The organism is Thermomicrobiales bacterium (assembly GCA_037045155.1).
GTDB lineage: Bacteria > Chloroflexota > Chloroflexia > Thermomicrobiales > CFX8 > JAMLIA01.
This window is the reverse complement of sequence record JBAOIG010000004.1, coordinates 25293-45792: the sequence shown is the minus strand read 5'-3', so window position 1 is coordinate 45792 and position 20500 is coordinate 25293. Positions and strand designations below refer to the sequence as shown.

Below are 20500 nucleotides of genomic sequence, written 5' to 3'. Positions count from 1 at the left end.
CCACGCGGAAACGCGTTTGGCCCGCGCTTGTTGTCTGGAAATATGCAATCGGGCGAAATGAGGGCGCGGTGACGCTATCCCACCTGCTGCCGCTGTTTCATGACATACCACTCCCAGCAGTCGGGCTAGCCAGAGTCGCCGAACCGTGGAGGACGCCGCCGCTAGCCGCTGCTGCTCGCGCAGTGGCGCTCGCAGCCATGGCAGGTCGGACATCCGGCCCGATCGTCGTGGTCGTTGGCCGGCAAGAGACCGCCGACACGGTGATTAACAACCTGAGCCAACTCCTGCCGGTCGGGAACCCGCCGATGGCATGGAAGGCTGCCGATCCACTCCCATACGAACAGATGCCACACGATCCGGATCTGGCCGCCCAGCGTTCGACCATCCTGGGACGACTCGTTGCCGCGAACGAATCCGAGATGCCCCCGGTTATCGTTGCAACGGCGCGCGCCCTGATGACCGCCGTCCGCCAGCCCGGTTCGTATGTTCGTGATGTTGTCGATCTCGCCGTCGGGCAGCGGATTGATGATGCTGCGCTCGTTCGACATCTCACCGCGGCCGGATACGATCATCAGCCTCAGGTGGACGGCCCAGGGACGATGTCCCGCCGGGGCGGAATCCTCGACGTCTATTCGCCGGGGGCAGCCGATGCAATCCGGATTGAGCTGTTCGGTGATGAGATCGATAGCATCCGACGCTTCGATCCGCTGACCCAGCGCTCCACCGAGCGGGTCGCCTCCGCGCGCCTTCTACCCCCGATCGAATATGACCTCACGAATCGAGCCGTCGCGTTGGAGCGGATCGGCAGGCTGAAGCTGGCTGCGCTGCGTGACGAGGTGCGCGAGGAGTGGGAACGACTGGTGGCGTTCCTGCAAGCGGGCGCCGTGCCGTCTTCGATCGACCTCCTTGCCTCCCTCTTCCCGGGCAACGACGCGTCCCTGCTCGATTACCTCCCAGCGTCGGCGCTTCTCGTTGTCGTTGATCCGCAATCGGTCGATCTGCAGATGGACCAGGTTGCGCTACAGGCAGAAGACGTGCGCCAGACACTGGAACAAGCAGGCGAGGTCCCCTCCGGATTTCCGATCCCCTATCGCCATCGGCGCGACCTCTTCTCCGATATCGAACGACTGGCGGTCTGGCGAATCGGGGATAGCGGTGACGAAGGTGTCGAAGTCGCGACCGGCGCGCCATTCGGGGACACTCCCGTTTTCGGTGGCCGCATCGATGACCTCGTCGCTGATCTGAAAGACGAGCTCACCGACGGGTGGCGAGTCGTGTTGGCTACTGAACAGAGTGAGCGACTCCGCGATCTACTCGAGGAACACGATATCTACCCCCGCGCCTTCAAGCGTGGCGCTGCTGAAGCCGCAACCCCGCCGGCGCCCGGAACGGTCGACGTTGTCCACGCGCCACTCACCGTCGGATTTCGGTACGGCCCGGCGCGACTTCTCGTTCTGAGTGATCTCGAACTGTTCGGTATCCGGAAGCTTGTCCGAACGCAAGGGACCCAAACTCAGGCACGACCGCGCAAGGCGAGGCAATTCAAGCCCGGCTCCTACGTCGTTCACGTCGAGCACGGCGTTGGGCAGTTCGGCGGACTGGTGCGACTGGACCTCTCTGGCGTCGATCGCGAATATCTCCAGGTTGACTACGCTGGCGGAGATCGCCTCTATGTGCCCGTCGATCAGTCTGACCGGCTTGTCCCGTACGAAAGTCCGGCCGGCGAACCGAAGATCACCCGTTTGTCATCTCCCGATTGGGCGAAGACGAAAGCCCGGGTCCGTCGCGCGATCCGTGAGATGGCCTGGGAGTTACTTCAGCTGTACGCCGCGCGGGAGACGGCACAGGGGCGCGCATTCCCGAGCGACTCAACCTGGGATGCCGAACTCGCGGAGTCGTTTCCGTTCCGTGAGACGGTTGAGCAGGACAAAGCCATTCGGGACGTCAAGGCGGATATGGAATCTGCGCGCCCAATGGATCGCCTTGTCTGCGGTGATGTGGGCTATGGCAAGACAGAGGTCGGGCTGCGGGCCGCCTTCAAGGCGGTCAACGATGGAACCCAGGTCGCCGTGCTGGTGCCGACGACGATTCTCGCGCTGCAGCACTACAACACATTCCGCGAACGCCTCGCCCCGTTCCCGGTTCGCGTCGAGATGCTTTCGCGTCTTCGAAGCAAGACCGACCAGTCTGCAGTAGTTCGCGGTCTCGCCGACGGCGCAGTAGATATCGTCATCGGGACGCATCGACTACTTCAGAAGGATGTCGACTTCAAGAACCTGGGGCTGCTGATCGTGGATGAGGAGCAGCGATTCGGCGTCCGCCACAAGGAGCACATCAAGCGGATGCGTTCGGCGATCGATGTCCTCACGATGACCGCGACGCCGATCCCTCGGACGCTCCACTTCGCGCTGACCGGCCTGCGGGATCTCTCACTGATTACCACGCCGCCGCAAGATCGGGTGCCAATCCGCACATTTGTTACGCCGGCCGACGACGCAATTATTCGGGAGGCGATACTGCGGGAGCTTGCTCGTGGTGGCCAGGTCTACGTTGTCCACAACCGCGTCCAGAGCATCTACCGCACCTGCGAGCGGCTTCGGGAACTCGTGCCCGAGGCGCAGCTCGCTGTTGCTCACGGTCAGATGAACGAACACGATCTCGAGCAGGTTGTGTTGGCGTTCATGCGCCAGGAGTTCGACGTGCTGATTTGCACGACGATTATCGAGTCCGGGGTCGACATACCGAATGCGAATACGATCGTTCTGGAAAACGCACAGATGCTCGGGCTCACTCAGATGTATCAGCTCCGAGGGAGAGTTGGCCGTTCGACCAATCGCGCGTACGCCTATGTCCTGTACCCACCGAACACGCCACTCTCCGTCGAGGCATTGGAGCGGCTTGAAGCAATACAGGAGGCAACCGAGCTTGGCGCCGGGTTTCAGGTCGCGATGCGCGACATGGAAATCCGCGGCGCGGGGAACATTCTCGGCGGTGAGCAGTCAGGCCACATCGCGGCGGTGGGATTTGATCTGTACACCAGGATGCTCGCGCACGCTGTCGAGGAGATTCGTGCCGGCCACCCGATTGCCGAACCAGAGGAGATCAACCTCGATATCGCGGTCGAGGCCGGCATCCCCGAAGAGTTCGTTTCCGACGAGCAGTCCCGGCTGGAGCTCTACCAGAGGATTGCTGCTGCGCCCAACGAGCGAGCGCTGGTCGACCTCGATGCCGAGCTTCGCGATCGGTTCGGTGCGGTTCCCGCTTCAACCGAGCGGCTGTTCGATCTGGTCCGGCTACGCCAGCGCGCGAGCCGACTGGGGATAACGACCATCGTCGAACGCGACGGCGATATCGTCGTGCGTCCGGTCATCGGGGGCAAGCTGAGCCAGCAGCAGTTGCGACGTGAGCTGGGCAACGGAATACGTGTCACGCCCAACCAGGTTCGTATTCGTGTCGAAGACCTGCGAGTAACTCGTGACGTCGCGCTCAACCGGCTCTTTGATGTGATCGCCAGCGCGGGCGCCAGCATGGCGGTTCAGGGAGATGAATCTTCCTCAACTTCGAGTTCCGCAATGATGGCGCGGGCTCGATCTGCCTGATCCTCGCGGACGAGGATGTAATGCTCGTTGAGTGCGTTTGTGGTGAAGCTGTGCCCCATGCCGCCGGCCTTCAGCGCACTGATGATCCCCTCGTCCTCGAGCACCTGCTGCCAGATCTCGGCGATGATCTCGTTTGGCGCGACTGCGGCGGTGACGACGCGCACGTCGTCGTGTTCTTCGTGGCTCATGAATCCCTCAGATAAACAACCGTCACGCCATCCCCGCCTTCGTAGTGCGGCGGGGTTTCAAACTTCTCCACCAGCGGGTGTCCGCGCAACACATCGCGAACAACGTCGCGCAAGGCGCCCGTCCCCTTGCCATGCACGATCCGGACAAACGGCAGCCGCGAGAGGTACGCGTCGTGTAGATACTCGTCGACCAGTTGGTCCACGCCTGCCGCGCGTTGGCCGCGGAGATGCAACTCCATGTCCACTTCGCGGCGGGGTGGCGGCATGCTTGGCGCTGGCCGGCGGTCGACTTTCGGCTTGCTGCCCAGCTTGCGTACCCCCGACAGCGGCTGGCGAATCTTGAATGCCCCCATCTGGACATCCACCCCGGTCATGTCGTCGGAGAACCCGGTGACTTCACCCTCGCCGCCCAAAGCGACGAGCTCGACATGATCGCCCAGTTTCAGCGGGACCCGGACAATGGCCCGCGCCGGCCGGCGACGTTGAGACTCCTTGACGGCACGAGCCGCTGCTTCGACATCCTGCCGGGCGATGTCTTTGACTGGCTTGATCTCGGCCCGTTCGACGCGAACCGGGACTTCGCGGATACGGCGGATCGCTTGGCGAGCCTCTGCGAGCTCGCGCTCGACCTCGGCCAATGCGTCTCGCCGTGCGCTTTCGCGCTCGATCTCTGCTTCCGCGCGAGCGTGCTCCGCTTCACGGCGAAGATTCCCGGCGACAGCGCGTTCTCGTGTTGCCTCTCGCTGTGCGACCTCAGCTTCCTCGCGCCGTTGACGGATCTCGCCGAGTAACGTATCCGCTCGTTCGACCGACGGATCTACGAACGTCCGGGCTCGTTCGATGACTCGATCGGGCATGCCCAGGCGTCGCGCGATCGCGAGCGCGTTTGACTGGCCAGGGATGCCGACCACCAGACGGTACGTCGGGGAGAGTGTCTGCAGGTTGAACTCGACGCTGCCGTTCTCTGTGCCTTCGGTGGAATAGGCGAACGCCTTCAGCTCGGAGTAGTGGGTCGTCGTTACTCCCAGGCATCCTACGTCGAGGATCTCGGTGATGATCGACCGGGCGAGCGCGGCGCCCTCCTCCGGGTCGGTGCCAGCGCCGAGCTCGTCGAGAAGGACGAGGCTTTCCCGCGAGACGCCATCCAGCATCGCGATCACCCGAACCATGTGCGAGGAGAACGTCGAGAGATTTTGCTCGATGCTCTGTTCGTCGCCGATATCGGCGAAAATGCCGTCGAAGACCGGCAGCTCACTGCCCTCGTCAGCAGGTATGAACAGTCCCGACTGGGCCATGACCGCCATCAGGCCGATCGTCTTCAATGCGACTGTCTTGCCACCGGTGTTTGGCCCCGTGATGACCAGCACCCGGAAGGTCGTGCCCAGCTCGATGTCGATCGGGACGACGGTCGATGGATCAAGCAGCGGGTGGCGAGCGCGGTTCAGCACAACCCGACGACCATTGTGGGATTGACCGTCGACGATGGCTGGCATCGTCGCGCGACTCGCGGATGCGTAACGTGCCTTTGCCAGCGCCATGTCGATCGCCGCCAGCGCTTCCAGCGTGCGACGTAGCTCCGGTGCTGCCTCGCCGACCTCCCGTGAGAGCACCGTGAGGATCCGCTCGATCTCATGTCGCTCTGCAGATTGCAGCTCCCGCCAGCGATTGTTCAGATCGACGATATCCATTGGCTCGACGAAGAGCGTCTGCCCGCTCGCGGAGGTGTCGTGGACGACACCCGGCATCTGTCCACGTCGATCGGCGCGGACCGGCACAACGTAGCGTCCGTCTCGCTGGGTGACGATCGGGTCCTGGATCGCAGAGTGCTGCAGATACCGATTGATCCGCTCCAGAAGCCGGCCGTGGGCCGACCTGAGCTGCTGGCGTATTGTGCGCAATGCGTCGCTCGCCGAATCCAGCACCTCACCACGCTCGCCAATGCAGCGGCGGATGTTCGCCTCGATACCTGGCAGCTCGACGATGAATCCGACAAACTCATCGATTTCCGGGTATCGCTCGCTGGCCTCCTCAATTCGCCGAAATGAGCGCTTGAGCGCGCGAGCAGCCGCGATCGTCGAAAGGACATCCAGCAGCTCTTCGGGCTGAAGCACTCCCCCGATCTCTGCGCGCTCGACCTCGGAGAGGATGTTGCGACAGCCTCCGACACCGAAGCCGGCATGGTCTTCGAGGAGGCGATAGGCCTCGTCGGTAACCCGCAACAAGTAGCGGACAGTTGAGGCATCGGCCGACGGTCCGAGCTCGGTGGCTCGTACCGCAGCCAGCGAGAATTGACAATGTCGCGCCACGCTCGCCCGGACGCGGTCGAACTCGAGTGTCGTCAGAATGTCGGTTGCCACGTGCTCTTCCGTTTGCTTCGCTCAGGGTTGGTTGTTCAGTCGCCAGGGTGGTCCGAATGTCGCAGCGCTCATTGTATCGTCCCGCCTTGCGAACCACCCTCAAGCGCGGATCGAACCTGAACATGAAAGGTCTGGTTGACACGAACATCTGTTCGCCATTATACTGACGTCGTCGAGTGGCTGCTGCGATCGATAGCGTACCGCTGGATCATGTGGGAGAGAAGAGATATGAAGGAATTGTCGGCGCGTCAACGAGATATTCTCGGGTTCATCGAGACGTTCACCGATGCGCGCTCCTATCCCCCAACGATTCGCGAGATCCAGGATGGATTGTCGATCTCATCCACCAGTGTTGTGGATTACAACCTCAAGGTTCTCGAGCAGCGCAACTTGTTGCGCAGGAACAGACATATTTCCCGGGGCATTGAGGTGGTCGGCAGAGCGACATCGCGTCGGGGCGTTATCTCGATTCCCGTCGTCGGCCGGATCGCCGCTGGCGAGCCAATTCCGGTGCCGGATGACCTTGTAACTCAGGAGTTCATCGACACAATCGAGTTGGGCGTCGACGTGCTAGGTTCACGGACGGAGGGCTTGTTCGCCCTTCGCGTCAAGGGGCATTCAATGGTCGATGCCTTGATAAACGATGGTGATGTTGTCGTTCTCCGACACCAGAATGTCTGCGAGAATGGCGAGACGGTGGCGGTCTGGCTCAAGAGCGAGCGCGAGACGACGCTGAAGCGGCTGTATCGCGAGGGTTCCCAGATTCGCCTTCAGCCGGCCAACGTGACGATGGGGCCGATCTACACCGACGCGAAGAACGTCGAGATCCAGGGCAAGCTTGTGACCGTCGTCCGGCCAGTGATCCAGTAGCCTCGCGTCTTCAATCGGATCAGCTTCGCTCTGGCGGTCGACGCATCCATGTTGTTACCATCTGCCGTCATGCGCGAAGACACCTTCGACATTGTCATGCTGGGCACATTCGGCCTGTGGCGACTGGGAACGCTCCAGTCGCGCGCGCTTCCGTTCGCCAGCGAGCTCGCCGCGCGAGGCTATCGCTGTGCGATCGTCACCAGCCCATGGGATATGCCGTTCGAGCGCGGAGTCGTCGAGACGCGGGATGGTGTCTTGATCGTCAACACTGCGGCTGCCGGCGCCACGACGCTTCCCGCCGTGTTCCAGCAGCTCGAAGTCATCCGACACCTGCGCCCGCGTCTGATCCACCTGTTCAAGCCGCGCGGATTCGGCGGCATTGCGGCCCGCTGTCTCCTTGGCCGCGTGCCTGTCATCGTCGACAGCGACGACTGGGAGGGCGACGGTGGCTGGAATCGCCAGGGTCACTACCCGCTGGCCCAGCGTCGACTCTTTGATTGGCAGGAGCGCACCCTGCTTCGTGACGCGGATGGTGTCACGGCCGCCAGCACCCTGCTTACTGAGCGCGCGTGCGTATTGCGACGCTCGTCACGGAACGTCCATCGGCTGCCGAACGGTCTTGCGTCGTCATGGATCGCGGAGCTCGAGGCCGCGCGCTCACCCGCGTCGGACCGCGCGATTCCCACTGTGCTGCTCTACTCCCGCTTCGAGGAATTCGCGCCGGGCTGGCCAGACCAGTTTGCACGGTCGCTACGAGGGCACTACCCGCAAGCGCGGATTGTTTCTGTTGGGGGTGGTTCAGCTACTGAAGTAGAGCAAATGGGATATGTAGCGCGAGAAGTGATTCCGTCGGTGCTCGGTTCAGCTGCCGTCGCCGTGTTCCCGTACCAGGACACTCTCATCACCCGCAGCAAACAGTCGGTGAAGTTGCTCGAGCTGATGGCGGCCGGCTGTGCGATCGTCGCATCAGACGTCGGCGATGTGCCGGCCGTCCTCGGGCCGGCCGGCCGCCTTGTTGCCACCGACAATCCCGAGCGATTTGCCGAATCAACCGCTGTGCTGCTCGCCGATATGTCAGGAAGAATGACGCTGGGCGCCGCAGCGCAGGAACGTGTGCGATCGCACTTCTCAATCCCCTCCATCGTTGATCGGCTTGCCGAAGCCTATGCCGAACATGGAGTAACAGGCCGATGAACACGCCCGGTTCTCTACGCCGGCTTGCTGCGATAGGCGTTCTTACGTGGATGATCCTGATTTTCGCGCTGTCATCGAGAAGCACATTCCCGACGACCGGAGGGCTGCCGGCCAACGTCGCCGCTATCATTGGCCATCTTGTTGCCTATGCGGTGCTGGCCGCGCTGATCCGCCTCGCAATACGCGGATTCGAGCCCGACTTCCGCGCTGATTTGATCTCGGTTACTCTCGCGGCGCTGTATGGGCTGAGCGACGAGTTCCACCAGTCCTTCGTCCCGGGCCGCGACGCCAGCGTCTTCGACGTCCTCGTCGACATCGCGGGGGCATCGCTCGGCGTAACAATCACAAATCTGATGGGAAGCTTCTGGCGTCGACCAGGCAGGGAATCATGATGGCGCAGGACCGGAGAGCACTGATCCTCGTCACAGCGATGGCCGCCATCTTTTTCGCTGCGTTCGTCCCACGCTTCGTGGCACGACTCGATCCGCTGACCGGTGATGAGCCGTTCTATGTGATGACCGCAATCAGCATCGTTCGCGATCGTGACCTCGACGAGTCGAACAACTACGCTCAACGTGATTTCGATGAGTTCTATCCCGCCGACCCGCTTCCGAGTGACTGGCAGGGTTGGGGCGGATTTCCGCGCACGCTACCGCCGCACCCAGCGCAGTCGGTGCTTCCCGGGCTTCACACGAAGCACGGGCTTGGGCTTTCATTTCTGATCGCTCTGCCATACGCGTTCGCCGGGCGTATTGGCGCGATGGCCGTCATTATCATCGCCGCAGCGTTGCTAACGGGGCAGATGTATCTCCTCGCTCGGGAGGCTGGCAGCGGCATTCGCCTGGCGGGGGCGATCGCGTTAGCGCTCGCGGTTAGCCTGCCGATTGCGCCATACGCGTTGCTGATCTTCCCAGAGATTCCGGCCGCGCTCATCCTCGTCTATGCCGTCCGACGCCTGAGTCGAGATGAGAATCGAGTCTGGCAGTGGTTGCTAACGGGGGTTGCGGTTGGATTCCTGCCCTGGCTCCATCAACGCTTCGCCCCGACTGCCGCGGTTCTCGGCATCGTGTTGTTCTGGCGATGGTGGCGGTCGCGCAAGCTCGCGGCGGGCATCGCCTGTCTGCTTGTCGGTATCGGGGCGGCAACCCTGATCTATTACAATTGGTGGCTGTACCACTCACCGGTGCAGAATGTGGCCGACCATGCCGGGTTTTCCTCAGCAACGGGGACCGTCAACGGGCTGTTCGGACTGCTGCTCGACGCGCAGTGGGGGCTGATCATCAATGCGCCGATATACATCGTTGCGATCGCCGGGCTTCCGCGCTGGCTGAAGATCGATCGGAATCGCGGGCTGTTGGCGATAGCGGCGATCACGCCGTATCTGCTGGAGGTCGGCGCATATCGGGTCTGGTGGGGAGAGTGGGGCCCGGCGGCCCGCTACCTCGTCCCAGTCGCGCCACTTGCCGCGGCGACGCTAGGCGCGGTGCTTGCGACCAGCGGATGGTCGGTGCGCGCCATTGTTGGCGGAACATGGCTCATTGGGGCGCTATTGACGCTCGTTGGCTTCGCCGATCCCCAGCGCTTCTATCACCAACCGGACGGTGCGAACAATCTGGTGACTCGGGTTGGAGAGATCGTCGGACTCGACGTTGCCGGCCATCTTGTGTCGTTTCAGCCGCACGCAATCTCGCCTGTCCTGGACAGGGTCATGGCGGGGCTCGTTCTTCTTCTGGCCTTCTGGATCACGACAGCGATCATCTATATTCCACCGAAGATCGGCCAGCCGAGTGATCCAGCCCACGATGCCGCTACACTAGAGTCGTGACGAGGAGCGTGAACGACGAGAAGGTAGATGGTCGATGTTTGAGCTACTAACCGGGCTCGGGCTAGCGATGCCGGCCGGCTTGAATGCATACATTCCGATTCTCGCGATCGCGCTGGCCGACCGATATACCGGACTGATTCAACTCGCCGCGCCCTATAATGTCATCGCATCCCCATGGGCAATTGCGATCATTTCGGTGCTCCTTGGGATCGAGATCATTGCCGACAAAATCCCGATCGTCGACCACATCAATGATCTGTTTCAGTCGTTCATCAGGCCGGCTGCCGGAGCGTTGCTCGTCATGGCCAGCACCGACGCCGTCCACAGGATCAACCCGATCCTGGCGATGATCCTCGGCCTCTTCGTTGCGGGCGGCGTGCACATCACCAAGTCAACATTCCGGCCGATCGTGACCGCCACTACCGGAGGAGTCGGGAACCCGATAGTCAGCGCAGCCGAGGATGGCACGGCAATCTGCCTGAGCGTGCTCGCGCTGGTTGCGCCGATTCTCATCGTTCTCGTGATCGTCGCCGTCGCCGGCTTCGCGTTCGTGATGATTCGACGCCGATATGGACGACGTGCTTCGCTTATTTGAAGCAGACAGACTTGCGTCGTACCGACTCATGGTTTATTATAACCATGACGTAGGTGCGAGTAAGTGTTCAGCCGAATCGGGGCGTCTCAAATGCAATTTCAGGACTACTATTCTCTCCTCGGTATCGGGCGCAAGGCAAGCGACGCCGAGATCAAGAAGGCATACCGGGAGAAGGCGCGCCGACTTCATCCGGACGTAAACAAGGCCCCAGACGCTGAAGAGAAGTTCAAGGCGGTCAATGAGGCCTATCAGGTGCTATCCGACGCCGACAAGCGCGCGCGCTACGATCAGTTCGGCGCCGACTGGGAACGCTACCAGGCAACAAGCGACTCGAACGCCGGCCCGGGTGATTTCAGTCAGTGGGTCTCGCAGCAGTCCGGCGGCCCCAGCGGCGCCCGCGTTGAATACCGAACCAATGGCGGTGAGGGGTTTTCCGACTTCTTCGAGACGCTATTCGGCAGTCAGAAGGGCCGGCAGCGCCGACGCGCCCGGACGCCTCGGCGCGGAGAAGACCATGAATACACTGTCGAGGTGCCGCTCCGAGACGCGTTCACCGGCACATCCCGCACCTTCGAGATCCAGATACCCGAGCCATGTCTGGAATGCAACGGCACTGGCGCCACCCACGGCCAGATCTGCCTCATCTGCGAAGGAACTGGAACTGTCGCACGCCGGTCACGCATCGAGGTCACGATTCCGGCCGGTATTCGTGAAGGTCAGCGTGTCCGCGTGGCCGGCAAGGGTTCGCCAGGGGGCGACGGTGGACCCGCAGGTGATGTGTACTTGCGCGTCAAGGTCGTTTCGGACGAGCAGTTCTCGCTCGATGGGAACGATCTTCGAGCCGATGTCGATATCCCGTTGTATACCGCGGTTCTCGGCGGCGAGGCCATCGTCAGGACGTTGACCGGCAAGGTTGCGCTAACGATTCCTTCCCAGTCGAAGAATGGGAAGATGTTCCGTCTACGCGGACAAGGCTGGCCGACGGCGATCGGGTCCAGTGAGCGAGGCGATCTCTTCGCCCGCATACGCGTCGTTCTTCCAGCAAACCTCGGCGAGGAGGAGCTATCGTTGTTCGAAAAGCTCCGTGACATGCGCGAGCCGGAGAAGACTGCGCCAGTCGCGTGATATGATACGCGGTTGGCGGGCGAACGGAATCAGCCCGCGTCTTAGCGCGCCTGCGTCGATTCTCTGAGGGGCGGGATATATGCCGGTAGCAATCGTGCTCGGTGGCCAATGGGGTGACGAAGGCAAGGGCAAGATCATCGATGCGCTGGCGTCCAGCGTAGATGTTGTGGTTCGCGCCAACGGCAGCGCGAACGCCGGACATACCGTCGTCACCGACCGGGGAGTATTCAAGTTCCACCTGATTCCCTCAGGCATCCTTCATCCCGATTGCACCTGTGTCATCGGCGCCGGAGTTGCGCTCGACCCGGCGATCTTGCTGCAGGAACTGGACGACATGCACGCCCGTGGAGTTGACACCTCGCACCTTCGCGTCTCATCCCGCTGCCACCTGATCATGCCCTATCACCCGATTCAGGACCGGCTCGAAGAATCCAGCCGCGGCGCAAATACCATCGGAACCACTCAGCGGGGCAACGGACCGTGTTATGCGGATAAGGCCGCGCGGCGCGGGATCCGTGCCGCCGATATTCTCGATCCCGAGTATCTTGTTCGCCGGCTTGAGCCTGTATTGGCCGAGAAGAATGCGCTCCTTGGCGCGCTCTATGGACACCCGCCGTTCGACCTGGATGAGATGGCCGAACAATTCGCCGCGTACGGCGAGCGGTTGGCGCCATATATCGGTGATGTCGAGGTCGAGATCCAGGATGCGATCGACGCTGGCCGCAACGTCATGATCGAGGGCGCTCAGGCGGCGATGCTAGACATCGACTACGGCACCTATCCATACGTTACGTCATCGTCCCCGACAGCGGCGGGGGTCTGCCAGGGGGCGGGAGTCGCGCCCACTCAGATCGACCGCGTGATCGGCGTCTACAAGGCGTACTCCACGCGGGTCGGCGCTGGCGCGTTTCCGACCGAGCTCTTCGACGACACCGGCGATATGCTGCGCTCGCGCGGCGTCGAGTTCGGCACAACCACCGGGCGACCACGCCGGACGGGTTGGTTCGACGCGGTCCAGGCGCGCTATACGGCACGTCTGAACGGCATCACCGAGATCGCGCTCACGAAGCTCGATGTCCTCGACGGCGTCGACGCGGTTCATGTCTGCGTCGGGTACGAACTCAACGGGGAGCGTCATGATTCCCCCCTGCCCGGATCGAAGACTACGAGCAGGTGAAGCCGATCTATGAGGAGTTGGCCGGCTGGGAAGACGGGGGCAGCGACACAGCGGCGTCTGCCGGCCTGCCCGAGGCGGCCCAGATATATCTGCGGCGGATCGCGGCGCTCGTTGGCGTCCCGATTACCTTCGTCGGCACCGGCCCACATCGCGACCAGCTCATTCACGCGACGGCGGCGGACTAGGCCCGGTCGGTATCAGTCCAGCTCGGCCCGTTGGTTACGCGTCAGCAGCACATGGATCGCGTCATCGACCGAGACCTGACCGTCCAGCACCGCGACGATCGCGTCGGCAATTGGTGTCTCTACTCCATATCGCCGGCCTAGCTCCGCCATCGCATACGCGGTCGTCGCCCCCTCGACGACATGGCCGATCCGCTGGCGCGCGTCCTCCATGCTCAGCCCCTCGCTGAGCAGCTGACCGAACGTTCGGTTGCGGCTGAGCGGGCTCTCGCAGGTCGCAATCAGATCGCCAAGTCCGCTCAATCCGCCGAATGTGAGGGGATTCGCGCCCGCTGCGATGCCCAGCCGCGTTAGCTCCGCGAGGCCGCGGGTAATGAACGCAGCCTTTGCGTTTTGCCCCATCCGGAGGCCGTCCGACACGCCCGCGCCGAGCGCGATGACGTTCTTCAGCGCGCCGCCGATCTCGACGCCGATGACGTCCCGGCTCGTGTACACACGAAACCGCGCGGACGAAAGGAGCGATTGCACAGTCTCGGCGGTGGACAATGCCGCCGACGCAACAACCGCCGAGGCCGGCAGACCTCGCACGATCTCGCCAGAGAGATTCGGCCCGGATAAGATGGCGATTCTCTCAACGGGGATGCCGCCCACGTCGGCCAACACTTCGCTGGATCGCGCGAGCGTGTCTCTCTCGAGCCCTTTGCTGCACGACACGACCAGTGTGTTGCCTGCGAACACAGTCCGAAGCCGCTGGCTGATTTCACGGACGGCCTGTGTTGGGACGACCACGAACACCACATCCGCATCCTGCGCCGCCATGCGGATATCTGATGTCACGCCAATCGCGGGCGCGAGTGGCACTCCGGTGAGATACCGCACATTTTCGCCGGCGGCGCGAATGGCGTCAGCTTGTTCCTCGTCGCGCGTCACGAGCCGCACGTTCGCCCCGACTGAGTCAAGATGGAGGGCGAGCGTCGTGCCCCACGCGCCAGCTCCGACTACCGCCACTGATGAGGGGTTTGACATTTCCTTCCAGCGCTTCCTAGACTCAACCGCGACCACGGTGCAGATCGAACGAAAGGACACAGACAGGTGCTGGACACACGCGAGATTCAGGCGATTATCCCCCACCGCTACCCCTTTCTTCTTGTCGACCGTATTCTCGAGGTCGAATATGGCATCCGCGCAGTGGGTTTGAAGAATGTCACCGCGAACGAGCCCTTCTTTCAGGGGCATTTTCCCCACTATCCGGTGATGCCAGGGGTCTTGATCATCGAAGCCCTTGCGCAGGTCGGAGCGGTGGCACTACTCGGCATGGACGAGCATCGCGGCAAGATGGCGTTCTTCGCGGGTATCGACGGCGTCCGGTTCAAGCGACAGGTGAAGCCCGGCGACGCTCTCCGGCTGGAGGTGGTGATGGGCCGAATGCGTCGTGGGATCGGAACTGGTTCGGCCGTCGCGACGGTCGATGGTGAGCTCGCGGTCAAAGCGGAGTTGATGTTCGCCGTCGCGGATCTCGATCAGCCCGCATGACCCAGGGGGCAGCCTCGCCGGCCCGCATCGGTGTTGTGAAGCCGTGCTGTATCGGCGACTGCGTGATGGCGTTGCCAACGCTCGACTCACTCGCCGCCGCATTCCCGAACGCGGATCTGCAGGTGTTCGTCGGTCCGCACTCGCAGCCGATATTCGAAGGGCGCGAACCGTGGACAGTCCGAAGCATCGGCGACCGCATAACCGCGAAGGCCGCTGGGCGGCAGGCGCTATCGATCCGGGCCGAAGACTTCGATCTGGTTGTCCTGTTGGAACGTTCGCGAATATTGACGTCTGCCTTCGTCGCCCTGGCGGGATGTCCTGTGGCGGCCGTCACTCGCGTCATGCCCGAAGTTCGTCATGAAAGCGTGGCCTATCTCGACGCATTGCGCGGATTGGCGATCGAGCCGCTTGTCACGCAACCTGTTCTTCGGCCGTCTCGACAGGAGGCGGAGATCGCCGATCAGCTGTGTTCTTGCTGGCCTCGCACGGTATTGTTCCATCCAGGTGGCGCAGAGAATCCCGGAGCGACCATGCCCGACAAACGGTGGCCGGCGAGCCACTACGTCGCGTTGGCCCGCCTGATCGAGTCCCATGGCTATACCGTGATCTTCTCTGGCGGCGCGAGCGATCGCGAGCTCGTCAGCCGGATCGTCCAAGATGCCGGACTGCCGAGCGACCGCTCTCTCGCCGGCCAGGTCAGCCTCGGGGGCGCCATTGCCGTCGCAGCCAGATCGAGCCTGTACGTCGGCGGTGACACTGGCATGAGCCATATCGCCGCGGCGACTGGGACGCCCGTCGTCGCGATCTTCGGCCCGACCAATCCCCGCCGGTACCGACCGATCGGCGATCGAGTGACCGTCGTGGCGCCCGCGGCTTCGTGGACACTCCCCGATGTTGATCTTCGGCGGGCAAGCAGCGCGACAGTGCCATGCACGAGCGACGTCACGGTTGAACAGGTCTCCGCAGCCTGCCTGGCCATCCTTCCGCCGGGAGGCTCGTCGGAATGACGACTTTGGCACACATGATTCGCGACGCGGGGCTTGTCGTTGCAGCCGGAGTATCGCCACGCGCGACGAGCGCTGGCGACACCGTGCTTGTCATGCAGCCGGATCATCTTGGAGACATCCTCCTGTCGCAGCCGGCGGTCCGCTTGCTCCGGCAGCAATTGCCGGATGTTCGCCTTGTCGCCGTCGTCGGCAGCTGGTCGAGCGACATTGCACGTATGGCGTGGCCAGTCGACGATATCGTGACAGTCGAATTTCCCGGGTTTACGCGCGCCGCCACCCGTGATCCGAGCGCGCCGTACCGGAAGCTGAAGTCGGCGGCCAGATCACTGGCTCGCCTGAATGCGGGAATCGCGATCGTCCTGCGCCCGGACGCATGGTGGGCGGCCTGGTTGGGGTCGCTCGTGGCCTCCGAGGTCATTACGTCGGATGATCCTCGCGCGAGCCGGTTTGCAACTCGTCAGGCACTCCTTGTCGACGACGAGCACGCAGCTCTGCGGGCGGCCAGGATCGTCGCTGAATGGGTCGGAGGTGAACTGCCTTCGCCGGTGACAGCCCCGCTCTCGATACCACCATGCAAGTCGGCTCGTGACGGCACGACGTCCCTCTTGCGCGCGGCCGGCATCGACAGCAGTTATGTCGTCATCCATCCGGGTTCCGGCGCCGCTGTCAAGCTCTGGCCGGAGTCTCGCTGGCGGCAGGTGATCGATGCCTCGCGGAATCAGGGGGTCTCGGTCGTCGTGACCGGCAGCGACGGGGAACGTGATCTCTGCGATCGCATCACCTCGGGCGTCGATGCGGTAAGCCTCGCCGGCCAGACGAACATCGCGGGACTCCTGGAAATCATGCGCGGAGCAACCCTCGCCATCGGCGCCGACAGCGGGCCGATGCACCTGGCCGTTGCGGCCGGGACGCCAACGATCCACCTCTTTGGCCCAAGCGACCCGTGCCGCTACGGCCCATGGGGTGACCCTGTACGTCACAGAATCATCTCGGCTGGCTGGCGATGCCCGCGGTGCGGCGATCTCAGCCCCGGTCGGCCAGCCGGCTGCGGTTGCATGTTGGCAATCACACCCGAGGCTGTTATCGCCACGATCGACTCGCTGTTGAGCACCCATGCGACGGGTTGACCTCGCGGTTGATGCCAGCCGTTCTGACTCGGCCGAGCGGACCGGAACCGAGTGGTACTCGTTTGAGCTTCTGCGCGCGATGGCCGCCATCGACGAGGGGCCGGCAATGACGTACTACCATCGCGAGTTCCGGCCGGACTGGCCCTCCGGCTCGCATGTGGATCACGAGCTCATCCGGATGCCGCGGCTCTGGACTCATGCCGGCCTCTCGCTGCGGATGCTTCGCGACCGGCCGGCGGCGCTCTTTGTTCCATCCCACGTCATCCCGGTCATTCACCCGCGAGCCTCGATCGCGACGATCCACGACCTCGGTTACCTGCATGAGCCTGAGGCGCACGACCAGGCATCCCGGCTGATGCTCGACCGCACGACTCGCTGGAACGGTCGTGTTGCCAGCCGTCTCATCGCAGTCTCCGCCACGACACGTGACGATCTGATTCGTCACTATGGGGTGCGGCCCGGCAAGATTGCGGTCGTCCACTCCGGCATCGACCACCAGCGATTTCGCCGCCACGATCCATCGGCCACGCTTTCGCACGCCGGAATCACGCGTCCATATCTACTGTTCCTCAGCACAGTTCAGCCGCGGAAGAACGTCGTTCGTCTTGTCGAAGCATTCGAGCAGCTCGACAATCATGACCTGCATCTCGTTATCGGCGGACGATCGGGCTGGATGAGTGACCCGATCGAGCGTCGTCTGAAACAGAGCCCCAGGAGCGACCGCATCATCCGGCTCGGCTATGTTCCCGACGAACTCGTGCCGGCCCTGTATGCGGGCGCGGCGGCGTTCGTCCATCCGGCGCTCTACGAGGGGTTCGGGCTTGGGATCCTCGAGGCGATGGCCTCCGGCGCGCCAGTCGTAACCAGCAACGTCGGCAGCATGCCGGAGGTATCGGGCGACGCTGCGATTCTCGTCGACCCGCATGATGTTCGCTCCATCCGCGACGGCATCCTCGCAGCGCTTGATCCCGCGAACCGAGTCGACCTGGTCGAGCGGGGCGCGCGTCGTGCCGCCGGCTTCACCTGGGAACGAACAGCCCAGCTGACGCTCGACGTGATCGCGGAGGCGCGACGTGGGCGCAACTGAGCGGCGCATCCTCGTTGTCAAGCTCGCTGACCTCGGGGACCTCCTCATGTGCGAGCCGGCCTTGCGCTCGTTACGCGCCGCCTACCCCGACGCGTCGATCGACGTCGTTGTGCCGCCGTCGTCCGCCGCGCTCCTGCCGTTACTTGGCCACGGTCTTCGGGCAGTCACGTTCCCAAAACATCTGTTCGATCGGCCGCGATCGTTGGCCCGTCCGGATCGGCTGATGATGGGCGCTCGATTTGGCTTGTCGCTTCGCCGCGCTGGCTATGACACCGTCGCGCTGCTCCATCATCTGACCACCAACGCAGGGGCGATCAAATTCCGATGGCTCACACGGGCTACCGGCGCACCCGAAATAGTTGGTCTCGATAATGGGCGAGGGACATTCCTCACCACGCGGGTCCAGGATCTCGGTTTCGGCGCGCGCCATGAGGTGGAGTACATGCTGGCCATCGCGAAGGCCGCCGGTGGAGTTGACATCGATCCCGCCCCTCGGATTGATCAGTCGCTCCTGCCTCACGTTCCCGGCCTGCCGCGTGACTACGCAGTGATCTACCCAGCCACTGGTCCATACTCGCCCGCGCGCACCTGGGCAGCCGAGCGTTATGGCGCAATCGCGGCTGCGGTCGCGGCCCGTGGGATCACCCCGGTAATCGTCGGCGCGAAGGACGCGCTGGAGCCGTCAGCAATCATCCGACGCATTGCGCCAGACGCGCTGGATCTCGTCGCATCGACGAATCTCCCTGGGCTCGCGGCAGTGCTCAAGGGGTCACGAGTGGTCATTGGCGCAGACTCCTTTGCGGGCCACCTGGCGGCTGCTCTCGATTGTCCCCGGGTAACGGTTTTCGGGCCATCGAACCGGGATGCGTGGAGGCCATGGGGTTCTCAGGACGTCGTCGAGGCAAGCCAGGTTGCGGCAACACGTGGGCTGGTCGTGTACCATGATCTTCCCTGTCAGCCATGCCTGTACACGGGCTTCCGGCTCGGCCGGCCCGCTGGCTGTCCAACACGGACCTGCATGGCACTGGTTACTGTGGAGGACGTCGTGCGCGCCATCGATCTCGTCATCGGGGGTTCCTGATGTTCCGGGGAGGCCGGACGATCGGGCTGCTATTGATCCTCGGCGGCCTCGGTATCATGGCAATCTCCGCCGCGTGGCTGGCTTCCGGCGTTGCCGACAAGAATTCCGGACTTCGGACATCGGGCGCGATTCTGGGCGGCGGGCTGCTCTTCGTTGCAATCATCTTGCCGATGCTGGCCGGCGGCACGTATGTATTCCTGAAAGGACGAAGCGAAGAGGCGCAGTTCGCAACCGGACAACGCCAGCGAAAGTTACTCGCGATCGTCGAGACTGCCGGACAGATCAGCATCGCCGATCTCGCGCTGCAAATCGGTGGAACACGAGACTCCGTCCGTGATGATCTGTACGACCTCGTGTCCAAGGGCCTCTTCTCTGGGTACGCAGACTGGAACCGAGGCATTTTGTACACTCGCGCCGCGTCGGATCTACGCGGTTCGGAGACGTGTCCCAACTGCGGAGGGCAGCTGGAGATCGCAGGCAAGGGCTTGATCCGCTGCCCGTATTGTGGAGCCGAGATCTTCCTGCCATGATGCGCAGTGTGAAGCGTAAGGAGGCCAGCGATGTCCACGCGTGACAGGCTCGACCGGGCGCTCAACCGCGTCCCCGGTTATGCCGGCTATCGCGATAAGGAACGTCGTCGTGACAGTGACCGGGCGATTCGCGCCAAGTTGGCAACCGATTACGGACAGCTCGCCGACCGGCTCGGCCGCCTGGGTAACCGCCTGGCAGAGAACCGCAAAATCGACGCTGTCGGGATCGTCGATAAGCCACTGACACTGCTTCGATCGTTCATCGACCGCGTCCGGGTCGCAACCTACGGCTATGCGCCGGCGTTCGCCAATGATGTTGTCGATGCGACTGTCCTCGACCAGATCGCCGCATTTGACTCGGCGCTTGCAGACCAAATACCGACACTGGAGGAGCAGATCGCCTCGCTGGAGAGTGCCGAACCGTCCGCTGGCGAGTTCCGCGCCGCCGCCGACCAGATCGGCGCGACAGTGCAACAACTGTCCGATCGGTTCGATCGACGCGCCGAGGTCATCCATGCTGGCCGGCCATTGCCCGAAAAGGACATGCTCGCACTGCTGGGGCCGGCCGCGCCGGATCAGCCGTCAGAGCTTTGGACGCTCCGGATCGGCGGCGCGGTCTCGTACAACGGGCAGGACTACTCGGTAATCGGACACGTCACCGCCAGTATGTCGAGCGGCTCCCGTCGCGCCTATCAGTTGCGCGGCGGTGATGGCCGGCAGTGGCTTGAGGTCGGTGACCGGCACGACGACCCACTCGCATGGCTGACGGAGGCGGAGCTGCAGTTGGTTGGTCGACCACCGTCGGTCAAGCTCGGAGAGACAGACTACGCATTCATGCACGAAACGCAGGCGCACGGCGAAGTTGAAGGGCGCCAGGGGTCGGACGAGCAATCTCTCCGTTACCTGGAATACGGCGCAGGGCCTCGCGTCTTGCATATCTACCAGTGGGGCACCCAATATCTGGCGCTCGAAGGTGTCGCGATCGACCTTCGCGACATCGAGCTATACCCGAGCCACCGATAG

19 protein-coding genes are annotated in these 20500 nt (G+C 63.1%); 16 read left to right on the top strand and 3 right to left on the bottom strand.

Annotated elements, in window-relative coordinates; all coding sequences use genetic code 11:
* The first annotated feature begins 68 nt into the window (after nt 1-68).
* Nucleotides 69-3599, top strand: a complete 3531-nt coding sequence (gene mfd, locus V9F06_10030) for a transcription-repair coupling factor (GenBank protein ID MEI2617954.1) — start codon at nt 69-71, stop codon at nt 3597-3599.
* Here the strand turns inward: mfd and V9F06_10025 are convergent.
* Together V9F06_10025 and V9F06_10020 are read right to left on the bottom strand one after the other, a co-directional pair.
* Nucleotides 3536-3787, bottom strand: a complete 252-nt coding sequence (locus tag V9F06_10025; GenBank protein ID MEI2617953.1) for a DUF2007 domain-containing protein — start codon at nt 3785-3787, stop codon at nt 3536-3538. The genes mfd and V9F06_10025 overlap by 64 nt on opposite strands.
* A complete protein-coding gene (locus V9F06_10020; GenBank protein MEI2617952.1) occupies nt 3784-6144 on the bottom strand; it encodes an endonuclease MutS2 in 2361 nt (786 codons plus the stop codon). Before V9F06_10020 ends, V9F06_10025 begins: the two co-directional genes overlap by 4 nt.
* Before the next feature lie 228 nt (nt 6145-6372).
* Here V9F06_10020 and lexA point away from each other — a divergent pair, with 228 nt between their 5' ends.
* The 8 genes from lexA (at nt 6373) to V9F06_09980 (ending at nt 13115) form a co-directional block, all read left to right on the top strand.
* Nucleotides 6373-7014, top strand: coding sequence for a transcriptional repressor LexA (gene lexA, locus V9F06_10015; GenBank protein ID MEI2617951.1), 642 nt, complete (start codon nt 6373-6375; stop codon nt 7012-7014).
* 48 nt (nt 7015-7062) lie between these two features.
* Entirely contained in the window at nt 7063-8208 is a 1146-nt protein-coding gene (locus V9F06_10010; GenBank protein ID MEI2617950.1) for a glycosyltransferase, read from the top strand.
* Complete coding sequence (locus V9F06_10005; GenBank protein MEI2617949.1) at nt 8205-8600, top strand: VanZ family protein; 396 nt, start codon at nt 8205-8207, stop codon at nt 8598-8600. Before V9F06_10010 ends, V9F06_10005 begins: the two co-directional genes overlap by 4 nt.
* A complete protein-coding gene (locus V9F06_10000) occupies nt 8597-10033 on the top strand; it encodes a hypothetical protein (protein ID MEI2617948.1) in 1437 nt (478 codons plus the stop codon). The genes V9F06_10005 and V9F06_10000 overlap by 4 nt, the downstream gene beginning before the upstream one ends.
* Nucleotides 10034-10067: 34 nt before the next feature.
* Complete coding sequence (locus V9F06_09995; GenBank protein ID MEI2617947.1) at nt 10068-10628, top strand: DUF4126 domain-containing protein; 561 nt, start codon at nt 10068-10070, stop codon at nt 10626-10628.
* A gap of 90 nt (nt 10629-10718) precedes the next feature.
* A complete protein-coding gene (locus V9F06_09990) occupies nt 10719-11753 on the top strand; it encodes a DnaJ C-terminal domain-containing protein (GenBank protein MEI2617946.1) in 1035 nt (344 codons plus the stop codon).
* A gap of 79 nt (nt 11754-11832) precedes the next feature.
* A complete protein-coding gene (locus V9F06_09985; protein ID MEI2617945.1) occupies nt 11833-12930 on the top strand; it encodes an adenylosuccinate synthase in 1098 nt (365 codons plus the stop codon).
* Nucleotides 12927-13115: an adenylosuccinate synthetase gene (locus V9F06_09980; GenBank protein MEI2617944.1), complete on the top strand. Its 189-nt coding sequence runs from the start codon at nt 12927-12929 to the stop codon at nt 13113-13115. The genes V9F06_09985 and V9F06_09980 overlap by 4 nt, the downstream gene beginning before the upstream one ends.
* Nucleotides 13116-13127: 12 nt before the next feature.
* On the opposite strand, the gene V9F06_09975 is transcribed toward V9F06_09980, so the two are convergent.
* The gene (locus V9F06_09975) at nt 13128-14138 is read right to left on the bottom strand and encodes an NAD(P)H-dependent glycerol-3-phosphate dehydrogenase (protein ID MEI2617943.1); all 1011 of its coding nucleotides are present in this window, start codon (nt 14136-14138) and stop codon (nt 13128-13130) included.
* A gap of 66 nt (nt 14139-14204) precedes the next feature.
* Here V9F06_09975 and fabZ point away from each other — a divergent pair, with 66 nt between their 5' ends.
* The 7 genes from fabZ to V9F06_09940 are packed head-to-tail and all read left to right on the top strand — an operon-like array spanning nt 14205 to nt 20500.
* Nucleotides 14205-14645, top strand: coding sequence for a 3-hydroxyacyl-ACP dehydratase FabZ (gene fabZ, locus V9F06_09970; GenBank protein MEI2617942.1), 441 nt, complete (start codon nt 14205-14207; stop codon nt 14643-14645).
* Complete coding sequence (locus tag V9F06_09965; GenBank protein MEI2617941.1) at nt 14642-15652, top strand: glycosyltransferase family 9 protein; 1011 nt, start codon at nt 14642-14644, stop codon at nt 15650-15652. The genes fabZ and V9F06_09965 overlap by 4 nt, the downstream gene beginning before the upstream one ends.
* A complete protein-coding gene (locus tag V9F06_09960; protein MEI2617940.1) occupies nt 15649-16779 on the top strand; it encodes a glycosyltransferase family 9 protein in 1131 nt (376 codons plus the stop codon). The genes V9F06_09965 and V9F06_09960 overlap by 4 nt, the downstream gene beginning before the upstream one ends.
* Nucleotides 16766-17866, top strand: a complete 1101-nt coding sequence (locus V9F06_09955) for a glycosyltransferase family 1 protein (protein ID MEI2617939.1) — start codon at nt 16766-16768, stop codon at nt 17864-17866. The genes V9F06_09960 and V9F06_09955 overlap by 14 nt, the downstream gene beginning before the upstream one ends.
* Nucleotides 17853-18947: a glycosyltransferase family 9 protein gene (locus V9F06_09950; protein ID MEI2617938.1), complete on the top strand. Its 1095-nt coding sequence runs from the start codon at nt 17853-17855 to the stop codon at nt 18945-18947. The genes V9F06_09955 and V9F06_09950 overlap by 14 nt, the downstream gene beginning before the upstream one ends.
* Nucleotides 18947-19477 (top strand): hypothetical protein, encoded by a 531-nt coding sequence (locus tag V9F06_09945; protein ID MEI2617937.1) that lies wholly within the window; start codon nt 18947-18949, stop codon nt 19475-19477. Before V9F06_09950 ends, V9F06_09945 begins: the two co-directional genes overlap by 1 nt.
* A 30-nt stretch (nt 19478-19507) precedes the next feature.
* Nucleotides 19508-20500, top strand: a complete 993-nt coding sequence (locus V9F06_09940) for a DUF4178 domain-containing protein (GenBank protein MEI2617936.1) — start codon at nt 19508-19510, stop codon at nt 20498-20500.